Source organism: Nakamurella multipartita DSM 44233 (assembly GCF_000024365.1).
Taxonomy (GTDB): domain Bacteria; phylum Actinomycetota; class Actinomycetes; order Mycobacteriales; family Nakamurellaceae; genus Nakamurella; species Nakamurella multipartita.
Genome location: NC_013235.1, coordinates 2,147,559 through 2,166,837, shown reverse-complemented (window position 1 = coordinate 2,166,837; position 19,279 = coordinate 2,147,559). Strand labels below are relative to the sequence as shown.

At 65.2% G+C, this 19,279-nt stretch carries 15 protein-coding genes; 5 read left to right on the top strand and 10 right to left on the bottom strand.

What is annotated here, in order from left to right; translation table 11 throughout:
* Nucleotides 1–4: 4 nt before the first annotated feature.
* The 4 genes from NAMU_RS29185 to NAMU_RS09790 all read right to left on the bottom strand — a co-directional run bounded on the left by NAMU_RS29185 (nt 5) and on the right by NAMU_RS09790 (nt 7,046).
* Nucleotides 5–631, bottom strand: coding sequence for a hypothetical protein (locus NAMU_RS29185; RefSeq protein ID WP_138180063.1), 627 nt, complete (start codon nt 629–631; stop codon nt 5–7).
* Nucleotides 632–3,064: 2,433 nt separating this feature from the next.
* Nucleotides 3,065–4,468, bottom strand: a complete 1,404-nt coding sequence (locus NAMU_RS27225) for a DNA cytosine methyltransferase (RefSeq protein ID WP_015747251.1) — start codon at nt 4,466–4,468, stop codon at nt 3,065–3,067.
* Nucleotides 4,469–4,682: 214 nt separating this feature from the next.
* Nucleotides 4,683–5,405 carry a UPF0158 family protein gene (locus NAMU_RS09795; RefSeq protein WP_217180801.1) on the bottom strand — a complete coding sequence of 241 codons (723 nt, stop codon included), beginning with the start codon at nt 5,403–5,405 and terminating at the stop codon, nt 4,683–4,685.
* Between the two features lie 405 nt (nt 5,406–5,810).
* Nucleotides 5,811–7,046 carry an IS110 family RNA-guided transposase gene (locus NAMU_RS09790; RefSeq protein ID WP_015747250.1) on the bottom strand — a complete coding sequence of 412 codons (1,236 nt, stop codon included), beginning with the start codon at nt 7,044–7,046 and terminating at the stop codon, nt 5,811–5,813.
* A 344-nt stretch (nt 7,047–7,390) separates the two neighbouring features.
* On the opposite strand from NAMU_RS09790, the gene mobF reads away from it, so the two are divergent.
* From mobF to NAMU_RS29180, 5 genes are all read left to right on the top strand, one after another.
* The gene (gene mobF / locus NAMU_RS09785) at nt 7,391–11,071 is read left to right on the top strand and encodes a MobF family relaxase (RefSeq protein WP_169312479.1); all 3,681 of its coding nucleotides are present in this window, start codon (nt 7,391–7,393) and stop codon (nt 11,069–11,071) included.
* 172 nt (nt 11,072–11,243) lie between these two features.
* Nucleotides 11,244–11,936: a single-stranded DNA-binding protein gene (locus NAMU_RS27220; protein WP_015747248.1), complete on the top strand. Its 693-nt coding sequence runs from the start codon at nt 11,244–11,246 to the stop codon at nt 11,934–11,936.
* Nucleotides 11,933–12,889, top strand: coding sequence for a hypothetical protein (locus NAMU_RS09775; RefSeq protein WP_015747247.1), 957 nt, complete (start codon nt 11,933–11,935; stop codon nt 12,887–12,889). Before NAMU_RS27220 ends, NAMU_RS09775 begins: the two co-directional genes overlap by 4 nt.
* A gap of 269 nt (nt 12,890–13,158) precedes the next feature.
* Nucleotides 13,159–13,833: a hypothetical protein gene (locus tag NAMU_RS27215; protein WP_245544876.1), complete on the top strand. Its 675-nt coding sequence runs from the start codon at nt 13,159–13,161 to the stop codon at nt 13,831–13,833.
* 387 nt (nt 13,834–14,220) lie between these two features.
* Nucleotides 14,221–14,937, top strand: coding sequence for a hypothetical protein (locus NAMU_RS29180; protein WP_015747245.1), 717 nt, complete (start codon nt 14,221–14,223; stop codon nt 14,935–14,937).
* On the opposite strand, the gene NAMU_RS09760 is transcribed toward NAMU_RS29180, so the two are convergent.
* From NAMU_RS09760 to NAMU_RS27200, 6 genes are read right to left on the bottom strand one after another with little or no spacing between them, the layout of a single operon-like run.
* Complete coding sequence (locus NAMU_RS09760) at nt 14,924–15,184, bottom strand: hypothetical protein (RefSeq protein WP_041368677.1); 261 nt, start codon at nt 15,182–15,184, stop codon at nt 14,924–14,926. The two genes, NAMU_RS29180 and NAMU_RS09760, sit on opposite strands and share 14 nt — an antisense overlap.
* 1 nt (nt 15,185) lies before the next feature.
* Nucleotides 15,186–16,139, bottom strand: coding sequence for a hypothetical protein (locus NAMU_RS29175; RefSeq protein ID WP_015747244.1), 954 nt, complete (start codon nt 16,137–16,139; stop codon nt 15,186–15,188).
* A 22-nt stretch (nt 16,140–16,161) separates the two neighbouring features.
* Nucleotides 16,162–16,908 (bottom strand): DUF6112 family protein, encoded by a 747-nt coding sequence (locus NAMU_RS27210; RefSeq protein ID WP_015747243.1) that lies wholly within the window; start codon nt 16,906–16,908, stop codon nt 16,162–16,164.
* Entirely contained in the window at nt 16,905–18,080 is a 1,176-nt protein-coding gene (locus NAMU_RS27205) for a M15 family metallopeptidase (RefSeq protein WP_015747242.1), read from the bottom strand. Before NAMU_RS27205 ends, NAMU_RS27210 begins: the two co-directional genes overlap by 4 nt.
* Entirely contained in the window at nt 18,080–18,796 is a 717-nt protein-coding gene (locus NAMU_RS09745) for a lipase chaperone (RefSeq protein ID WP_015747241.1), read from the bottom strand. Before NAMU_RS09745 ends, NAMU_RS27205 begins: the two co-directional genes overlap by 1 nt.
* A 4-nt stretch (nt 18,797–18,800) precedes the next feature.
* Nucleotides 18,801–19,199 (bottom strand): DUF6112 family protein, encoded by a 399-nt coding sequence (locus NAMU_RS27200; protein ID WP_015747240.1) that lies wholly within the window; start codon nt 19,197–19,199, stop codon nt 18,801–18,803.
* Nucleotides 19,200–19,279 lie beyond the last annotated feature (80 nt).

Sequence of the window (19,279 nt, the reverse complement as noted above, 5' to 3'; positions counted from 1 at the left end):
GTCCTCACTGGCAAAGCCTGGCGAAGATGACATTTGCAACCTCGCGGCTCACCGATTGATATTGAACCATGTTGTGCTTTACTATTTCGCGCGGAGCACGACCGGAACAGATCGATAAAGCCCTTCCATAAAGTCCCGGGAGGTCGGCACCCAATGGCGCAATGACTGAATCGCTGGGGGTATGATATCTCGCGAGAGGATCGTCCGCCCACATGTTCGCGATGTGCTTAACCAATTGAGCATTCCCGATAGCAACTTCACCCGAGGCAATGTCCGCGCCCTCTCGGACAACATATGTTGAGCGGAAGTCCCGGATGCGGTAGGCACCCATGCGCTCCATCGAATGGGCAGGTTGCCAGGTTGCCGTCGTTGTGTTCCAAGACTCCACTGTCCGATATGCGGGTACCTGCATGCGCCTAAGCGCACTGGCCAGTTCACTCAGGTTAGGGAGGGCCAGCGCAATATTTAGAGCGGGCGACCCGCGAAGCAGAATGACTCCGATTTCGGCAAGCGCGCTTTCCCTACCGCTCATTCTTTCCTTATCACATGTAACCTCGACGAGTACCTGTTCGGCATCAACAAATTCATTGATAGTTGTACCTTGAAGAACGCGTCGCAGTTGTGCCAGCATCTTGCGCGACCGCGAGCCGATTAGGACCCAACGGTTCGACGCAACGGGGACTAGCGTCGCTGAGTTGATTGCCCAATCGGTGACTTGGAGCCATGGATCCCGTGCGACGTCGATGTGCCCCACGACCTCCTGTCGCCGAATGAAAGAGTCCGCGAATAGCCCCGATCCTTCGACCTGTGCGGCGATCTTTTCAAAGCTTTGATATGTTCCATGTCCAACATGGTTGAGTGCGTCAAACGCGACTTGGTAGTCAGGCCCTCCGTGGTGATGGTCTACCGGGGGAATGACGACTGCACCTCCACTTCGCGTCGGTCGCTGCACGCGCCGAAGCGCGGCCCACGGCGTGCCTGCGAACCTCTTCACCAAGCCGCAGTAGGTGCACTCTCCTTCGATCGTCCGGGTTGCCCGATGACCGGGGACTGCTGGCGGAAGTTCGAATCGGTGCCTTCCTGTGACCAGGCACGAGTTTCCGGCGGGTGGTTGACCGATTCTGATTGCCGAACTTGTGCCCTTAGTTGATGGTCGCGGTCTGGGCGAGTATTCGTGCATGAGGGTCGAGGATTGTGCCTGACCTTTTATCTCACCACTGCACCGCGCACCGTTCACGTATACGGGCCACATTGCTGGGCCGGCTGACAGTGGCCATGTTGGGCCGGAGTCTGGGGAGTACACTAGTCGGATGTCGTCGTCATCCACGTTAAATTGAGGCGAGTCCGCAGATCTTAGCCGAAGGATGGTCGTCGAACTCGGTCGCCGCTTACCATCGACATACATTGCGACGGTGTACTCACCATCGACGATTTCAGTACTCTTCAATGGCACGACAGCTAGTTCGCCCTCAAGCTCTTGTTCGATGATCACGCTGCTAGGGTCGACTGCCGAACCTTCGTTGATGCGAACACAAATTGACGCCGCGCCGGCGGCCAGGGCCACAACTTCTGGCGGATCGAGCGATGACCACTTGCGAAGGTGGCCAGGCAGAACGAAGCCTCCGCGCAACGTTAGGCTCGTCCTAGTACGAGGAGTGAGCGGTATCAGATCAGGAGGGGGATTGTCAGAGGCAGATATCGCCTGAACATCCGTGTACAAGTCCCATCCGTCGGGCAATCCTCCGATTCCGTCCGATCGGCGCCATCCTGGACGGGCATGGGTAGTGAGATGAGTCTCGACGCGGTTCCGCACGTCGCGCCGTGCGAGAACCAGGCTGTCCTCGCCCAGAGTGATTCTTTCAATTTCGACGTATGCGCCTTGGAGGTCATCCCATCGGAGCGGTACCACCCGCTTTGCGCGCCTCTGGAAAGGCTTGCTGTCATCCGCACCGAGTTGACCCTTCAGGTCGTCTTCGATGAGCGAGTCGGCTCGGATCGCCTCAACACTCGAAAGCCGCGTGAGTCCTCCGGTTCCGGCGATAGTTGGCACCACCACCTCACCGCTCGCCGTTGTGAAGCGCACTGTTGTAGGACCGTCCCATTTGAAGGAAAGCATCAGGTTGAACTCGACTAATCGGCGCGGAAAGGTGCGTACATAGGCCACCAAGCGAGTGCTCACAGGTTGCTTTGCAGTAGTTGCCTTGGCCTGCCCTGAACCGTCCCAGGTTGCGAGTTCGAGACAAGCCGCGTCCAGGATTCGTTCACGCGCTGTCGCGACCTGCCACAGTCTTCGGATATTTGAACTTAGCGGACTCGGCACACGTGTAATGTAAGGCTCGATCGTTGATTGCATGTCACTGGGTGCATACCGAAGTCCCGGCGCCATCCCCTCGAGCACGAAGATTTCGTGCAGGTCGGTCCGGTCCTGTACTCGGACCACGGCTTGGGACAAGGGCAAACCGATATATGCATGTCCTCCAAGCGCATACGCAGTTGGAACCCCCCGTTCGCCCTCCCACGACTCCAGCCAAGCGTTCAGGGAGCCCCATAGCTCTTCTGCATGCCGTCTGTAGTCCTGCTCAAGCCTTTCTCGTCTTCCCGGTGGAACATTCAGCAGCTCATGAAGGCGACTGTAATAGTTGTGTGAAGCGACCCCGCCTCCCGCATGCATTTGCTCGGCAGCGATCGAGAGAACGAGCAGCAGCGGTAAGGCGGGGGGTGTCCGTACCGGGTGTCTTCGATGGCGAATCGCGGCATCAGCTTGCCATCGGAAGGGTGTAACGCCGGGCCGATCGATCGCGAGCGTTTCGAGTACCAACCTGCTAACGGCCGCAATTGGTTCACCGCTTAGGCTCGACCGAGCGCGTATGCGTTCCAGCGCATGGATGTCAGCGAGTGCGTAGACCGGTTGACCAGCGTTCTCCAAACCAAACAGTTCGTCAGCGATGGCATCCCTGAGTTTGTCGTAGCCGCTATTGTCTATCCCCTGTCGCTGTTCAATCCTAGCCTTCACGACGCGCTTCCCCCCTCCGCGCCTCATTGCCCCTATTGAGCCTGATGACCCCTAGTGAGACGGTACGCTACCGCCAATTGCTTTGCGTCGCGACTTTGGCACGGGTATGCGTGCACCGCCCGCGCGCGTCAGCTCGCCCAGCAACGGTTCTGCGATCGCCTTCACTACCCGGGCGTTGACGGCATTCCCCAAGGCCTTATATGCTTGGAGATCGTTCCTCGGCAACTCGATATCTCCTAGGCACTGGAGTTCGGCACATTCCTGCGGCGTCATATACCGCCTAACGCCGACTAGGTGCCTGCCAAGTATTGGAACCTGGGTGTTAGTCATGGCAATTAGACTTGGCGCTGTCGTCGTGCGCTTTACACGTAGCCCGGATGCGCGAACCTGAATCACGTGCTTGTCGATCTTACGTTCCGCACCCTGGGCATTCCACTCGAACTTCTGGTAGCTTGAGACCATGCGCCAAGGTTCCCACTTCGCGAGCCAAGGATCGATCCATTTCCGGTTCTCGCAATAGAATTCACGGTTCTGTCGAATGAAGTCTTTCTTCCAGTCGGGAAACTTGAAGTCGTCTGCGCGACGGGCATGACTTGGAAGGCGCTCGAATTGAGCGGCACGGTCGAGGCCTCTCAATTCAAATCCGAAGCTTCCTAGATGCCGACTCAAACCACGACTTCCCTTTTCAGCCCATATCGCGGATGGGGTGGCCTCTTCAAAGGGGTACGTCGCTCGAAACTCCATCGCCCAGATTGGGAACCATGGAAGCTTCACCCTCGCTGGAGAACGTTTGAGAAAGTCATCCCACATGTTAATCGCATGTGTAGTCTGTGCGGGGATGGGCCGCACATCGACGAGATCGTGCTTCAGCACTGATTTTATGTCAGTGCTGCTCTTTTCGGTCTCAGGCCAACGAAATTGTTCAAGGCCATCGCGGGACCCCACGAAGTACGCCCGGTCTCGAATTTGAGGTATTCCGAACTCGTGGGGCGATAAGCGACGAACCCCGACCGAGTAGCCGATTGCTTCTAACTCTGCCAGTATTGTTTGAAGGGTCCCACCGCCGGAATGCTTGAGAATGTTTGGAACATTCTCAAGCAGGAAATGTCTGGGCTTCTTTGTCTGCAAGATCTGGATTACCTTGAAAAAGAGATGGCCCTGTGTCGTGTCCTTGAATCCCAGTTGTTCCCCCGCTTTCGAGAACGGTTGACAGGGAAATCCCGCTGTCAGAACGTCATGGTCCGGAACTTCCTGTGATATGATTCGTGAAGATGCGAGGTCATTTATATCCTTCCAAGCCTCGAGTTGATAGTTCTCCGCGTAGAGCGCATTAAGGGTTGGGTCCAACTCGGCAGCAAACACGCACGCTCCTCCGAGTTCTCGCAGCGCCACGTGAAAGCCCCCTAAACCTGCAAAGAGGTCGACGAAGCGGAAGCTGTACTCAGCCTCAGACACACGCCCCCCTCTTGTCCAGTGCGTGTTCCTTAGCTTAGCGACTCGGCGTGACAAGTTCGCAGAGGCGCTCTGAGCAGAGTCAAGCCGAATTTAGTGGTGTTCGTTCCGCCCGGTGAGTTAGCCGTTGACAGCTGCGCACGAGACTGGGCGGGCGGTTCGCCGATGTCCGGCAATTCGAAGGCTGCCGAGGTGCCGCCCAGTCAGGCCCCGTTGGTCATCCAGTTGGTGGATCAGTGCGCAGTGCTGGGCGGTAGCCCGCGTCCGCGAGCCACGCCCGGGCCCGTCCGAGCAGCCGGTCGTCGGCGTACTCGTACCACCGGTCGCGTACCCCCGGCCAACGGGCAGGGACGTCCTTGAACCGGCGGAACGCCCCACGACCTTCGATCGCGATGCCCAACCGGTCGGCACGGTCGCGGTCGTCGACGGTGCCGATGAACTGCACCATGTCGTGATACCCGGCGCGGGAACCCTCGCAATGCACCCACAGCCACCGATCAGGGTCGTCGGATTCGTCCTCGTCCTCTTCGCCGGTCTCCCGTGCGTAGTCGATCGCCGCCTGGGGCCACACCTGGCCGGTCAGGCGATCCACCCGGCCGCCACCGAAGGTCGGGTCGCCCTCCAGCACTCCGGCCAGTTCCTCCAGATCGACCGGCAGCGGCCGTAGCATCGGTGTCGGGCTCGTTCCGAGCAGGGCACCGAGCTGATCAGCCAGCTGTTCGTCACCGTCCCAGCCGCGCTGCCTCAATGCCCGCGCACAGGCACCGGCCAGATCGGCCGCGCCCTGGGTCTGCAGGGCAAAGGCAACGACCAGACCGTCACCGATCAACTGCAGGGCATCCCCTGGCAGGAGTTGATCGCCGACTAGCGCGACAACCGCGGGACCGTCGCCGCGGTACACCGCGCCTCGCAACTCGGATCGGAAGTCAGGAGGCCGCACGGCCCAATTCTGCGCGCAACGGGATCGTTCCCGGGGAAGTGCGACCGCCCGTCCACCGTCGGTTCGCGGGCGTCAACGACAGCGTGGCGAATCACCGGCCGACCCACCATGCCATCCTGTTGCTGGCCTGGCGTCGGATCTCCGAACGCAGTCGGCAGCGCGCTCGTAGGCCAGATGAGCGCCCACCACCAACCCATCGCAGGCAGTACGCCGAGCCAACGAACCCCAGCCACCAGCCCGACCTCGACCACACACGGACTCAGGCCGCCCGACGACCAAGGCCGCCGGCCACAGCGAGCCACGGATGATCAAGATAGAAGAGGCACAGACCCGTGAATAGGTGACCACAGGGCATGCGTGATCACCGCCGGGCGGAGTTCCGTCGGCGGGGTGACCACGGGCAGATCAGGCGGTGGGATCGAGGTGGACCGTGTGGCCGAGCTTCTCCAGCTGCCGCACGAACCGGCGCGTGTGCGCCTCGTTGTTACGGCGCAAGTACCAGTCCGCGCCCAGGTCCCGGTACGGCTCATCGCGGCTGAGCATGTAGTAGGCCGCGACCAGGATCGAGTGCGCCACCGCGACCTGCGCCCGTTTGACACCCCTACGGGAGGCGAGGCGCTGGTGCTGCTCGGCCAGGTAGTTGCGGCCGTGCATCCGGCTGACCGACCCGGCCGCCTCGATCAGGATCGCGCACAGCCACTTGTTGCCGTGTCGGGTCCCGGCGGTCCAACTGCGGCCGGCGGACTCGTTGACGGCCGGCGCGACACCGGCCCAGGCGGCCAGATGGCCCGCGGATGGGAACCGGGACATGTCCGCCCCGGTCTCCGCGACGATCACCTGGGCGACCTTCTCCCCGACCCCGGGGATCGTCTGCAGCAGTTCGATCTCGTGCTGCCAGGGCGCACATGCTGCGGCGATCACCTCGTCGCTCTCCTTGATGGCCTGCTCGACCAGGTCCAGCCGCCGCAGGATCGCCTTGGCCATCGTCGCGTGGTGCTCGGTGAAATTCCCGGTCAGCGCCTGGGCCAGGTCGGGGATCTTGACTCGCATCTTCCCCAGAGCCAGATCCGCGATCTTGACCGGGTCGGTCTGGCCGTTGATCATCGCCGCCAGCATCCGCCGCGCCGACACCGTCGTCAGGCTCGAAGCGACGGTCGACAGCTTGATCGACGCGTCCTCCAACATCAGTTCCAGCCGCACGGTCTCCCGCGTCCGGTCACCCATCAGCTGGACCCGGTGCCGGGTCAGCATCCGCAACTGGCGGATGTCAGGCGGCGGCACGAACGACGGGTTCAGCAGCCCGTGCTCGAGCAGCTGAGCAATCCACTCGGCGTCTTTCACGTCCGTCTTCCGGCCGGGCACAGCATGCATGTGAGCGGCGTTGAGCAGCCACACCTGCATGTGGTCCTCCAGGCAGTAGAACGTGCCTTTCCAGTACGTCGAGGTCGACTCCAGCGCCGCGATCGTCACCCCGCACTCCAACAGCCAGTCCCGCATCACCAGCAGCGACCCGGTCGTCGTCTTGAACGTGCGGGTCTCGCTCCGGCGCCGGCGGCCCCGATCCCCGGGCGTGCGCACGCACACCGTCAGCGTCGCCTTGCCGATGTCGATCCCAGCGACCCGCTCGAACATCACTTCCATGGCTCCCGCTCCCTTCCCGAGCGACGACACACCACGCGTCGCCCGGAGGGCCCTCTGCCAGGAAACAGACCCACGTGCTCTACGGCAACAATCCAACGGCACCCGAGAACCCCGCGCGCATACACCTCTTCGGGCTCAACCCGCACCAGTGTGCTTCGACGTCAACCGGACGACCCGTCGATTCTCATCCCCCAACGCCGCGATCGAACCCCACAGCAGGACACGCGATCAAGATCATCGCGGGCGGATACACCTCTGGCATCCCAGGCCTGACGGCCTGAGCCAAGATCGTTAACTCGCGGGCCCGGACCGCATGGACGGGCGTGGTGATGAGCCTGTCGCGGATGGCGTCGGTCGATTACTTGATCGATCACGTCGCCGCCGGCGACGGCCGCGCCGCCGACCCCACCGCGTCGCCGTTGACGCGGTACTACACGGCCCAGGGCTACCCACCGGGCACCTGGCTGGGCTCCGGAATCGCGGCGCTCGGGGCGGGCGGGATGGCCGGTTCCGAGGTGACCGAGGCGCAACTCCGCGAGATGTTCGAGGGTGCCCGCAACCCGTTCACCGGCGAGCGGCTGGGCCGGCCCCCGGCCAAGTATCCGACCCGACAGGAGCGGATCGACCTGCGCGTCGGCAAGCTCCCCGACTCCCTCACCGCGCAGTCGCGGGCGGCACTGGTCGAGAAGATCACCGCGGAGGAGAAGGAGACCAAGACCCGGACCGCCGTCGCCGGGTTCGACCTGACGTTCAGCGTGCCGAAGTCGGTGTCCGCGTTGTGGGCGCTCGCACCCGCCCCGGTGCAAGAGCAGCTGTACCTGGCCCACCGGGCCGCGCTCGCCGCCACCCTGGAGCTGATCGAGGGCGAGGCGGTGTTCACCCGCCTCGGCCACAACGGCGTCCGCCGGGTCCGCACCGCCGGCCTGGTCGCGGCCGCCTTCGACCACTGGGACTCCCGCAGGGGCGACCCGCAGCTGCACACCCACGTCACCGTCGCCAACCGGGTCCAGGGCCCGGACGGGCGGTGGCGCACCCTGGACTCGGCCACCCTTCACCAGGCCGCCGTCGCCTACTCCGAGACCTACGACCTGCTGCTGGCCGACGAGATCACCCGCCGCACCGGCCTGACCTGGGACCGCCGGGAACGGCAGGCCGGCAGCAACCGCCGGATCGGTCGGGAGCTGGCCCCGGTGCCGGACGCATTGATCGCGGCCTTCTCGCAGCGGTCGGCGGACATCGAGGCCGCGGTCGACACCGCGATCGCCCAGGCCGTGCTGCGCACCGGCCGCCGACCCGACGTCAACGCGATCAACCGGATCCGGCAACACCTCACACTGGCCACCCGGGACCGCAAACACGCCCCGAACCTGGCCGAGTCCGTGCAGCAATGGCGGGCCACCGCCGAGCACGTGCTCGACCGAGACCCCACCGACTGGGCCACCACCGCCACCACCACCGGACAGGCGGGCCCGCTGCTCGGCCCGGCCGACCTGGACGACATCGAGACCGAGGCGATCGCGCTGGGCGTCGTCGACGCCGTCGCCGCGGCCCGGCCGACGTGGACCCGGTGGAACCTGACCGCGGAGACCATGCGGCAACTCGCCGCCCGCGGCCTGCAGTTCACCATCCCCGCCGACGCCGTGGCTGTCCGGGATCGGGTGGTGGCCGCCGCGCAGCGGCTGTCCGTCGCGCTGACCCCACCCGAACTCGCCCCGATCCCGGACGCCCTGCGGGACGCGGACGGCGCCAGCCCATTCACCCCGCCCGAGGTGTTCACCTCGACCGCGGTGCTCGCTGCCGAGGACCAGTTGCTGCGGCTCGGGCAGGACCGGTCGGGGCCGGCCGTGGACCCAGACCGGGCCCGGCGGGTCGCCGGACAGGACCTGCCCGGCCGCGACCATGCGCTGGCCGCCGAGGACCAGCGGCCGGCCGCCGTGCAGATCGTGACCTCCGGCCGGGTCGTCGACGTGCTGGTCGGGCCGGCCGGCACCGGCAAGACGACCACGATGGCCGGCGTCCGCGCCATCTGGGAAGCCGAGTACGGCCCCGGCACCGTCGTCGGCCTGGCCCCCTCCGCGATGGCCGCCCAGGTCCTGGCCGCCGACGTCGGGATCGTCACCGACAACACCGCCCAGTGGATCGCCCAACAGGACCAGCAGACCCGACGAGAACATCGGATCCGGCTGCTCACCGACGCGATCACCACGCCCGAGAACCCGAACCGGATCCAGGGTCTGCGGGCTGCCCGCGGCAGGGTGCAGGGCGAGTACGACCAGTGGCGGCTGCGGCCCGGGCAGTTGCTGATCGTCGACGAGGCCGGCATGTGCGGCACCTTCACCCTGGCCCGCCTCGCCGGGCAGGCCGCGAAGGCCGGCGCGAAGCTGCTGCTGGTCGGCGACCCCTGCCAACTGTCGCCGGTCGAGACCGGCGGCGCGTTCGGCCTGCTGTGCGCACGCCACCCGGACCCGGCGACCCTGACCCAGGTGCGCCGCTTCACCGATCCCGACGGCACCCGCCGCGCCTGGGAGGAACAGGCCGCCGACCGGCTCCGGTCCGGCGATTCGACCGCCCTGGCCGAGTATGACGCTCACGGCCGGGTCCGGTCCGGCGACCAGGATCAGATGGCCGACAACGCCTACACCGCCTGGCTGTCCGACACCCACGACGGCCTGACCAGCGTCCTGATCGCCGCCGACAACGACACCGTCGTGGAACTGAACCAACGCGCCCGCACCGACCTGATCAGCACAGGGCAGGTCGACAACACAGCGACCGCCCCGGTCCGCAACGGCCTATCCGTCGGCCGCGGCGACGTCATCGTCACCCGCCGCATCGACCGCACCCAACCCGACGGCACCCCACGAACAGCCGACAGTGGCGACGGGTTCGTCCGAAACGGGCAACGCTGGCGGGTCGAACGTGCCCACCGCGACGGCTCCCTCACCGTCCGCCTCCACACCAGCGACGACACCGGCACGACGCCGATCAGGCTCTCCGCCACCTACGTCCACGACCATGTCGACCTCGGGTACGCGACCACCGCGCACCGCGCCCAGGGCCTGACCGTGGACACCAGCCACGTCCTCGCCGACGCCCTGACCCAACGCGAAGCGTTCTACGTCGCCATGACCCGAGGCCGCTACCGCAACACCGCCTACCTCGTCCTCGATCCGGCCGCCACGGTCCGCGGAATCGTCGACCACCCCATCGGCGGGTCGGCCGACCAGGATTCCTGGACCACCCAGCAGGTCGCCGAATCCATCAGCGACCATTCATCGGCCGATACCTCGGCGCACGAAACCATCCGGACCGAGCAGGACCGGCATGCCTCGATCCGAACATTGGCCGACGAAGCCGACGCGATCGCCGCCTATGCCCACGAGATCGCCGCCGCCGAACTTCTGCTCACCGTTTTCGGGGACCGGCCGGCCATCAGGCGGCTCCTGGACGACGAGCATTTCCCCGAACTCGTCCTGGCCATCCGGCAGGCTTATCACACCGGAATGAACATCGCCGGCGAATTACCTCGGATCGTTCCTGCCTATTCGATCGAGTCGATGACCGCGCAACAGCTGACAACGGCGATTCGCGTCCACCTCCGGACCCGCCCACGAAATGGTGGCGCCGAATTGGTGGCCGGGATCATCGTCGATGCCACGGTCGGATTGTCCGACCTGCAGATGCTCGACGCATTGCAGAAGCGATATGACCTCATCGAACAACGGGCCGATTCGCTCGCCGACGCGGCAATCGAAACCAGCCAAAGCTGGGCAACCGCGCTCCGGCGGGCGCAACACCCAGACCAATCGGGACCGCTCCTGCGAATCGTCGCGGCCTACCGGGAGCGTTGGGACATTACCGGCGACGCGCCGTTGGGTCCGCGACCCGATCAGTCCGCCGACCGCGCTCACCACGGCGACTACCAGCGGCTCATAGCAATGCTGACCCCAACGACCACGAGGCCAATGACCGCCACCGTCCCGGAATACGGGCTTAACCGGACCATGCGCGGTCGGGACCTGTAACGGATCCGGGCTGATTCGGGGGCGAGGCCTCGCCGTCGGCCCCGCCGGAATAGCTCATCGGGCTGTCCCCCATTGGTGGGTGGCGCCCACCAGAGGCGCCGGCGGAGATACCGAGTCGATCGGCCGACGACCCCCCCGTTCCGCCGCACACCCACGAGATGGGAGAAGCCCCATGTCCGCACGCATCACGATCGACGGCAACCTCGCCGCCGACCCCGATTTCGGGATCAGCAACGCTGGCACCAGCTGGGCACACCTGCGGGTCGCCAGTCACGAACGGGTCAAGCGCAACGGCGAGTGGACCTCGACCGATCCCGAGTTCTTCAATGTGACTGTGTTCGGCAAGGCCGCCGAGGACGCCGGCGACACCCTGCACAAGGGTGACCGGGTCACCGTCGAAGGACGCCCGGAGCTAGAACTGTTCGACCGCCGCGACGGCTCCACCGGCGCCGTGGTCAAGGTCTATGCCCGCAGCGTCACCCTGACCGCGGATGAGGCACCCGCCGCGAGCAACGGTCGAGACATCGTCGCGGACTCGGCTCCGACGATCCACCACACCAGCGAGGCGACCATGGTCGTTGGGGTGGGACGCACCGCGACCGCTCTGCACCGGACGCTGAGGGACCACGGCTTCCGTTGGAACGCGGCGACGACCAGTTGGAACCTGCCCAAGGACATGGACGTGCACACTCGCACCGCCCGGGTCAGCGACGTCGTCTCGATCGTCCGGGAGAATGGCCGCGACATCCCCGTCGTCAACGACCCCGGCCCGACCGCGACGGCGGTGGCGGTGCCGACCGCCAGGGTCGAGCCCTCCCCCGTTCCGGATCCGGCGCCGGCGCCGGCGAATGGACGGTCGCTGTGAGCGCCGCGGCCGTCAACGGCGTCGACCACGAACGGGACCGCCACTTCACCGCGAACGTCGTCACCACGCTCCGCGAGGACTACCGGCTCCGCACCGACGAAGCGGAACGGGCCGTCGGCCTGTTCCTGCGCCGCAAGACGGGATGGTCCACCCCGGACCAGGCCGCGTTCGAGGCCTACCGCTGGTGGACCCCGACTGTCGAACCCTCGATCGTCCTGACTCGCGAAGCCGAGCAACGCGTCCACGCCCGACGAGCCGACGCCACCAGCGGGTCTGATCCGCGTGCCGACCGCGAGGTCGGCGACGACGTCGATCTGCCCCGCGTCGATGCGGTGCGGGCCGATCTCGCGGCGACCGAGTCCGCGTTGGCAATGATCCGAGACGAGGGCCGGCGCAACGGATTCACTACCGACCAGGTCGAACTCGCCCGCCAGCTCCGGCTGGTGCTCGACGAGTCCCCGGTGTGGGACTCGATCACCGCCAACGACCCCGCGATGGCCAATCAACCGGAGCCGGCCGTGCTCGAGCCGGCTTTGCAACCGGAGACCGTCCGGCCGGGCAATGACTGGGACGACATCATCGCCGTCGACGCCGCGTTCGCGGGCCGCACCATCACCGTCCTTCGTCCGCCCGGGCAGATCGGCCCGTTCAGCTACGTCTTCCTGGCCGACACCCCCGGCAACCACTACACCGAGCAGGCCGCCGACACCTCCACGCTCGGCATGATCGCCGCCGGCGACGGCGAACCCGACCCGGCGCGGGCCGCCGAGTACGACGACCTGGGCCAGCAGGTCCGCCGGCACCTCATCGGCCTGGTCGACGCCGTCGCCGAAGCCCGCGAACTCCGCCAGCAGCAGGAAGGTCGACGGCTGCACGCCGCCCAGACCAGCCTCGGCTCGGTCGCCGAAGGCGCCTACCAGCGGCCGCGGCCGGCCCACGGGACCAGCCGGTGAGCCAACCGGCGTTCGACCCGACCATGTTCGGGGGTCAGCCCGGCACACCACCGATCCCGATGGTGGTGTGTTGGGACGACCTCGACCCCAGCACCTACACCCGACAGCTGACCGAACTCGCCGACTGGATCGGCTGGCTCCGCGCCACCTACCGGATCCCGGCCACCGTCATCCCACCCTGCTGGTTCACCCACCCCGGCATTCGGGAAGACATCGGCCACCTGTGGACCGGGTGGCTGCTCACCCGGCACCCCGACGCCGGCGTCGGCATGATCGGCCTCGACTGGGACCAACGCCGCGACGCCGCGATCAGCCGGCTCCGCGAAGCCACCGCCATCACCGGCTGCACCGCCACCCGCCACCAGGCCGAACCCGAGCCGACCGACCGGCTCCCGAGCATCGTCAACGACCTGTGGCAGGACCACATCACGGCCGAATCCGAGGATCGCGCACGAACGACCGCGCGGATGGCGGTCGTCGAGATCGTCACCGAGATCCTCCACGCGGCCGAGCTCCGACACGAACTCGCGCCCGCCATCCTCGCCGAGATCGCGAACGACCCGGCGACAAGCGACGGACAAGAGCGAATCATCGCCGAACGGCTCCTGGACCACGCCATCCAGGCGGTGGACCGGGCCGTCAACACTGCGGCCGCTGCGGCGACCACGATCCTTGACGCTCAACATCACGCCACTCTGGAGGCACAACTGGCGGACGCACGAGACAACTTCGCTACGTCCGCAGCGTCGTCCGCCCTGAAAAGCGGCTCGACCCCTGCAGTCACCGGCACCCTGTCTGACAGCTGGCTCGACGCACTCGAACACCTTCTTCCCGCCGATCTCGCAGCTCAGCGGGCGACGGCATCGGCGACCGCTCGCGAGGCGGCCATCGATCGACGAGCAGCGCGGCGACGCCACCCGGACATCGACGATCTCCTCAAGTAGCGTGTCCATCGATCCGTGACCTGACGGTCCACCGCTCTTTGGCCATCCACCTGATCCGGCCCGTAGGCAACCTGTAGGCCACTCAGCGGCCGGCTGACAGCAGGCTTGCAGAATCCTGGTGCCGACACGATCATCGCCACCATGGGGGACCTCCATTCGTACCCGGCCACCGTTGCTTGGATGACAGCCTTGGATGACTGATCCCGTGAGGACTTCTCTACTCATTCAAGCCCGGTGCTCTGAACGTGCTACCGTCGCATGCGGGTGGGGGCGCTCGGAGCGCGCTTCGACAGATGTCGGAGAATCACCGGGTTCGACTCCCGGCCGCCAGGTTATGCAAGCAAATGCTTGTGTAGCCTGGCGGCTCGGAGTCGAGGGGGGTCCAAGGTGGCATACGCCAGTTCCCAGGAGTTCACCAAGCACAGCGAGAACCTGAGTCAGGTTCAGAAGACCATGACTCAACTTGAGCGCCAGCACAAACAAGCTATCCGCAAGAATGATGAGCCAGCGGTCATGGCCTTAAGAATAGTTCACAGACTGTTGCTTGGAGTCGAGGCCGAGGCTCGCCTGCGAAAGATCATTTCGGACCCTACTGGCTTCAATGAACGCGAGCAAAGCGCAGCTTGGGACAAACGAGAGCAAGCGCAGCGCTGGACGTTCGTCGTCGAATTAGCATTCCGGCGCCACTATACGGTGCCCCTGCACGACGGCATCGATTCGAGCACGATAGGCACGAGCTTCAACCATTACCAACATATTGTTTCTACGATTGAAACTAGTATTCGGCCGGTGATTGAAGAGCGCAATAAACTCGCCCACGGACAGTGGCGATGGCAATTGAAAAGCCGCCAAGAGAAGATCTTTAAGGCAGATGCAGTACTCATGTCCGACATGAACTACTCAGCACTGACGGCGCGCAGGCAGTACTTGGAAGCAATCACTCAGCTGGTCTACATACTTGTCGTGTCCGAGCCGACCTTTCAGCGCGATTTCAATACGCTTACTCAGAAGATGGCCAATCTGACATCAGAGATGGATGGCAATCGGTATCAGGAATTCGCTAAGTCGATAAGGACACGGCGTCCTCCAGTTATTCAGGAATAGCTGCATCAGCAACGTCAATGTCGGGCATTGCGAAATTTTTGATCACTAACTCCGGGCTCGAGTTCAGGAGTATCCCCAACATGCTTGTGGACACCGCACCCACGTTCACAAGACCAGAAACAAGCGGCACGATACTGTCGTCCTGCTGAAGCACCAAGTTGACGAAATCGTCGAAAGCTGCGGTACTGCCGCCCTCGTTAAACCACTTCAACAGAACCTGCGCGCCTCGGCCGCTCGACCGCACCATTTCATTTATCGGCTGACGGCTTGCTTGGCTCGCTCCTGGGATTCGGATTTCCTCCCGACTGATATTTCCCTTGGCCAGCTCGTCGAGGACTTGAGCCGCTCCCACCTGTAGGATCCGAGTTTCCATGGGTTGAACGGTCGCCATTCTTCACAACTCGGAAGGCGGTCGGAAGTTCGCCTGCGGATGTGACAATCCTGCTGGCTTTCGACAAAATGACTGGTGCTCCTTCGACCGCATGGTCAAGCAGACCATCAAAGCATACTTGCTCAACCTGTCGAATTCCAACCATCGCCTCTGCCAGTAATGGTTGAAGATCAAATGACTCTGGTAGTCGATCAATATCGCGAGCGACAGGCCCCCAGACACGTCGCTCTTCTAGCAGGGATTGCCGGGAAGCCACCAGGGTAGCCTGCTGCTTGAATTCGGACCCCACAGGTGATGCCGTGAGTTCGATCGACGCGAGAGGAAGACCGCAGTGTTGGACGAAATTTCGCAACTTGTAAGCGAAGCGATAGCCCAATAACTGGTCAAATGCAGCGGAGGTAGCCTTCGCGAAATCTGCTTCATGTTGAGCATTGCCGGCGCGCTTTATGGCTAGCTCCTGGTGGTCGAGATACATTCGCATCGCAGAAAGCCAATTGGCTAGAGCCCCCATCACTGTTTCGCCAAGCCTAGTCCGGTCTGGGTTCCCAAACTCACGGCCCAGCTGCAACATGACAGTGACCAACTCGTAGGACTCGACCAAGTGAACGTAATTTGCTTCCAATAGCTTGTACTGAAATGAATGTTCTAGTCGCAGAATCGCGGCAGACGCAGCTTCGACCTGAGCGAACTCCTCTGCAGTGATGCGGTGAATGTATCGCACCGTGGCTCCGGCGGCGATGCGTTTGAGGACGTCGTCGGAGGTGTCGGAGAGCCAGTCGCCGATCCCGTCGGCTTGCAGCATGATCGTCATTCGATATCCATTCGTTGCTAGCTCATCCGAACTGGGTACAGGCGTTCCAGACCGCCAGCCCCGCGGGGTTTTCCAGCATCGCGACGACGACGGCGCGCTTGTTCGAGTTGTCCCGCATCGCCACCCAGGCCGACCGCATGTCGGCGGACCGGTCCAGGGTCACTGGCGTGCTGATCCCGCCCCAGGGGTTGGGGCTGCGGATGAACTCCGCGGTCAGGTCGCCGCCCAGCTTGTCCAGCTCGCCCGGCCCGTACTCCCAGGCACCGAAGACCAGGCCGGTGTTGTCCGCGCAGGACAGCTGGTTGGTCGGGCAGTCGCCGCCCAGTCCGGCCCGGCTGCCGGCGCAGGACTTGGCCTTCTGGGTGAGCGCACCGTCCGTGGTGAACGGGGGCAGGCCGTCGCCGGCCCGGACGTCGTTGATGTCGGCGGTCCACCGATCGGAGAGGTCGACGAACTCCCAGTCGCCGGGCAGCTGGGGCGCGTCGTCGATGCTGTAGTCCTTGGGGTCGCCGGCGAACGCGACCGCTTGGGTGGTGGATGTCCATCGCAAATAGGTGAGGCCGGCGCCCAGGAGTAAGGCAGCGGCCAGCCCGACCGCGATGCCGGTCCGGGCGCGGCTGACGACCGATCCGTTGGCCGACATCGACCCGGCGGCCCACAAGACTGCGCAGCCCACGACCAGCGCGACGGCCAGGACCAGGGCGAACAGCACGCCCTGGTTAATCCAGCCGGTGATCGCCTCAGTCCCCGGTTGGGGTTCCCAGTTCATGAGATGGACCCGTATTCCCAGTGCCAGGGTTCGGGCTTGGACCCGCCGGGCTGTGCCCACGGCGGGTGCACCCAGCCGAACCGGCCGGCGTTCGCGGTGAGCCAGTCGAAGGCCGGCCCGGTTGCGGAGTTGACGCCGCAGCAGGCGCCGATGTCGACGGCCTTGGCCCAGCCGTGGTTGCTGGTGCCGGGGACCGCGCACAGGCTGCCCTTTTCGGCCCGGCAGGCCACCTGTCCGGCATAGTCCCGGTAGGCATCGGTGATGCCGATGTCCTGCCCGATCGCCGCCTTGAACGCGGTGTTCATCTGGTCGAACGCCGCGGCGGCATGGCATTCCAGGAGCAGTTGCGGGGCGGTCGGGACCGGGCACAGCGCCGTCGCGGGGATCTGCCCGTTGGCGTAGCCGCCCCAAGCGGCGGAACCGCCGCCGTCCGCGGCGGCCACCGGAGCGGGGCACCAGTCGCTCGTGGCGGAGACCGGATCTGCGTTCACCGCCGCTGGCCGGTCGGTGTTCTGGTCTGCGGTCAGGTCGTCGACGATGGTGACGGCCTTGTCGTACATCTCCCGATAGATGCCGCCGTCGGACGACGGCGAGCCCTGCACGGTCTGCGCCGCGTTCCAGGGCGGCAGGGTTTGCCAGCCGGGTACTTCGACGAGCCGGTCGTAGAAGAAGCCCGCCGATGTGGCCGGGTCGATCAGCTGCTCCGGGGCGCCCCAGCCGGTCATCGGGCGTTGCTGGAACAGGCCGATGGAGTCCAGGTTGTTGCCGACGCGATCATGCGGGTACTGCATTGATTCTCGGGCGACGGCCCGTTCGGCGTCGTTGAGCTGGCGGCCCTCGGCCGACCCGATCAGGGTGGAGGTGCCGTCGTTGGCGTAGTTGTACAACGTCGATTCCGCCAGTGCGACGGCGACACCGATGGCCGCGGAGTTGTTTCCGAGCTTGCGGCCCAGGGCGACCGAGACGACGATCTTGGCGTTGCGTTCCTGCGCCGCGTCGAGATCACCAGGTCCGGACCCGGTGACGGCGCCGCAGTCCAAGGCGCCGGGCAGGAACCTGGGCTGGCGTTTGCCGTTGCTGCCGACCGCGGCGATGGTGACGACGACGGCGATTCCCAGCAGCAGTCCGACGGCGGTGGGACCGGCGAGGTGGAGTCTTCTGATGGCCCGCATCAGCCTGGTCCAAGGGCGTCCTGCAGGTGTTGCGGCAGGACGCGGTCGAGCGTGCAGTAGGAGGTGGCCGGCGGGCAGGCGACAGTGACGCCGAGTTGCACGGTGACCCGGGCGGGGTTGCCGGACTTGGTGGTGATCGTTTGCTGGCCGGTTACGTCGATCCCGTAGACGCCGGGCGACACGCCGATGCCCTTGAGGCGGTTGGCCGCCCACTCGGACACGGTGACGTCCGTGAGGTACACGGTGACGGTCGTGCCGTTGGCCTGGAGTGAATCCAGCGCCGGCCCCGCCGGGGTGAAGGCGGTCAGGTCCCGGGCCAGCTGCGACGGGTCCCCGTACGGGGACGGGGCGGCCGCGCGGAGCAGATCCTGGTTGCGGGCCTGGAAGTCGGTGCCCGAGTCGTAGGCGAGCACCGATTGTGCGACAAGCCGGGCAAATTCCAGGTGGTCGGTCTGCCCGCCGACGAGTTCGGAGTCGGTCGGGCTGCTGCCGGGCAGGATGATCCCCTCGCTGGAGGACGGCGTGGCCGATGTGGCGGTCATGGACGAGCGAGCGCTCACCGATGGCGCCGCGGCCGTCCCGGTCGGCTGGCCCGCCTCGTCGTCGGACAGGAATACGGTGAACACGACGACGGCGACGACCGCCACGGCCATGACGACCGCGCCGATGAGGAGGATGCGGCGGCGCCCGGCGGCGGGATGCGCAGAAGTTCGCATCGGTTCACACCGAGTGCTGCTGCTCGGCCGGGACGATTGTCTGGGCGACGGAGGAGGGAGCCGACACCGTCTTGCCGACCGCGTTGAACCAGCCGACCAGGTAGGCGGCGCCACCCACCAGTAGCGCGGCCGCCAGCGCGACGATCAGCGTCGTCTTGCCCCGCGAGGAGTGCTGCGGGTTGTTGCCGAAGGCACCGACCGCCCACAGGATCGCGCCGATCACGAACGCGGCGACGCAGGCAACCAGGGCATACGGGATCAGCCCCAGGACCAGACCCTTGAAGGTCGCCAGTCCCGGCAGCGTGGTCTCTGTCGCCCCGGTCAATGGGTTGTTTCCGGCCGGCGCCGGCGCCGGCGCACTCGGGGCCGTGGTGTCCTCCGGCGCGACGAACGCTCGAATCATGGATCTGCTCCTCTACTGGTGGTGCCGGACGACCCGGCGAACGGATGAGTCGACTCCCAGTGCAGGCAGCTCCCGTGAGC

Bases quoted from the DNA above. Each gene is read 5' to 3' on its own strand.
- NAMU_RS29185 (WP_138180063.1), bottom strand. From the start codon at position 631: ATGCTGGCACAACTGCGACGCGTTCTTCAAGGTACAACTATCAATGAA.
- NAMU_RS09790 (WP_015747250.1), bottom strand. From the start codon at position 7,046: ATGGAAGTGATGTTCGAGCGGGTCGCTGGGATCGACATCGGCAAGGCG.
- mobF (WP_169312479.1), top strand. From the start codon at position 7,391: ATGGCGTCGGTCGATTACTTGATCGATCACGTCGCCGCCGGCGACGGC.
- NAMU_RS27220 (WP_015747248.1), top strand. From the start codon at position 11,244: ATGTCCGCACGCATCACGATCGACGGCAACCTCGCCGCCGACCCCGAT.
- NAMU_RS27215 (WP_245544876.1), top strand. From the start codon at position 13,159: ATGATCGGCCTCGACTGGGACCAACGCCGCGACGCCGCGATCAGCCGG.
- NAMU_RS09760 (WP_041368677.1), bottom strand. From the start codon at position 15,184: ATGGTGCGGTCGAGCGGCCGAGGCGCGCAGGTTCTGTTGAAGTGGTTT.
- NAMU_RS29175 (WP_015747244.1), bottom strand. From the start codon at position 16,139: ATGACGATCATGCTGCAAGCCGACGGGATCGGCGACTGGCTCTCCGAC.
- NAMU_RS27210 (WP_015747243.1), bottom strand. From the start codon at position 16,908: ATGAACTGGGAACCCCAACCGGGGACTGAGGCGATCACCGGCTGGATT.
- NAMU_RS27205 (WP_015747242.1), bottom strand. From the start codon at position 18,080: ATGCGGGCCATCAGAAGACTCCACCTCGCCGGTCCCACCGCCGTCGGA.
- NAMU_RS09745 (WP_015747241.1), bottom strand. From the start codon at position 18,796: ATGCGAACTTCTGCGCATCCCGCCGCCGGGCGCCGCCGCATCCTCCTC.
- NAMU_RS27200 (WP_015747240.1), bottom strand. From the start codon at position 19,199: ATGATTCGAGCGTTCGTCGCGCCGGAGGACACCACGGCCCCGAGTGCG.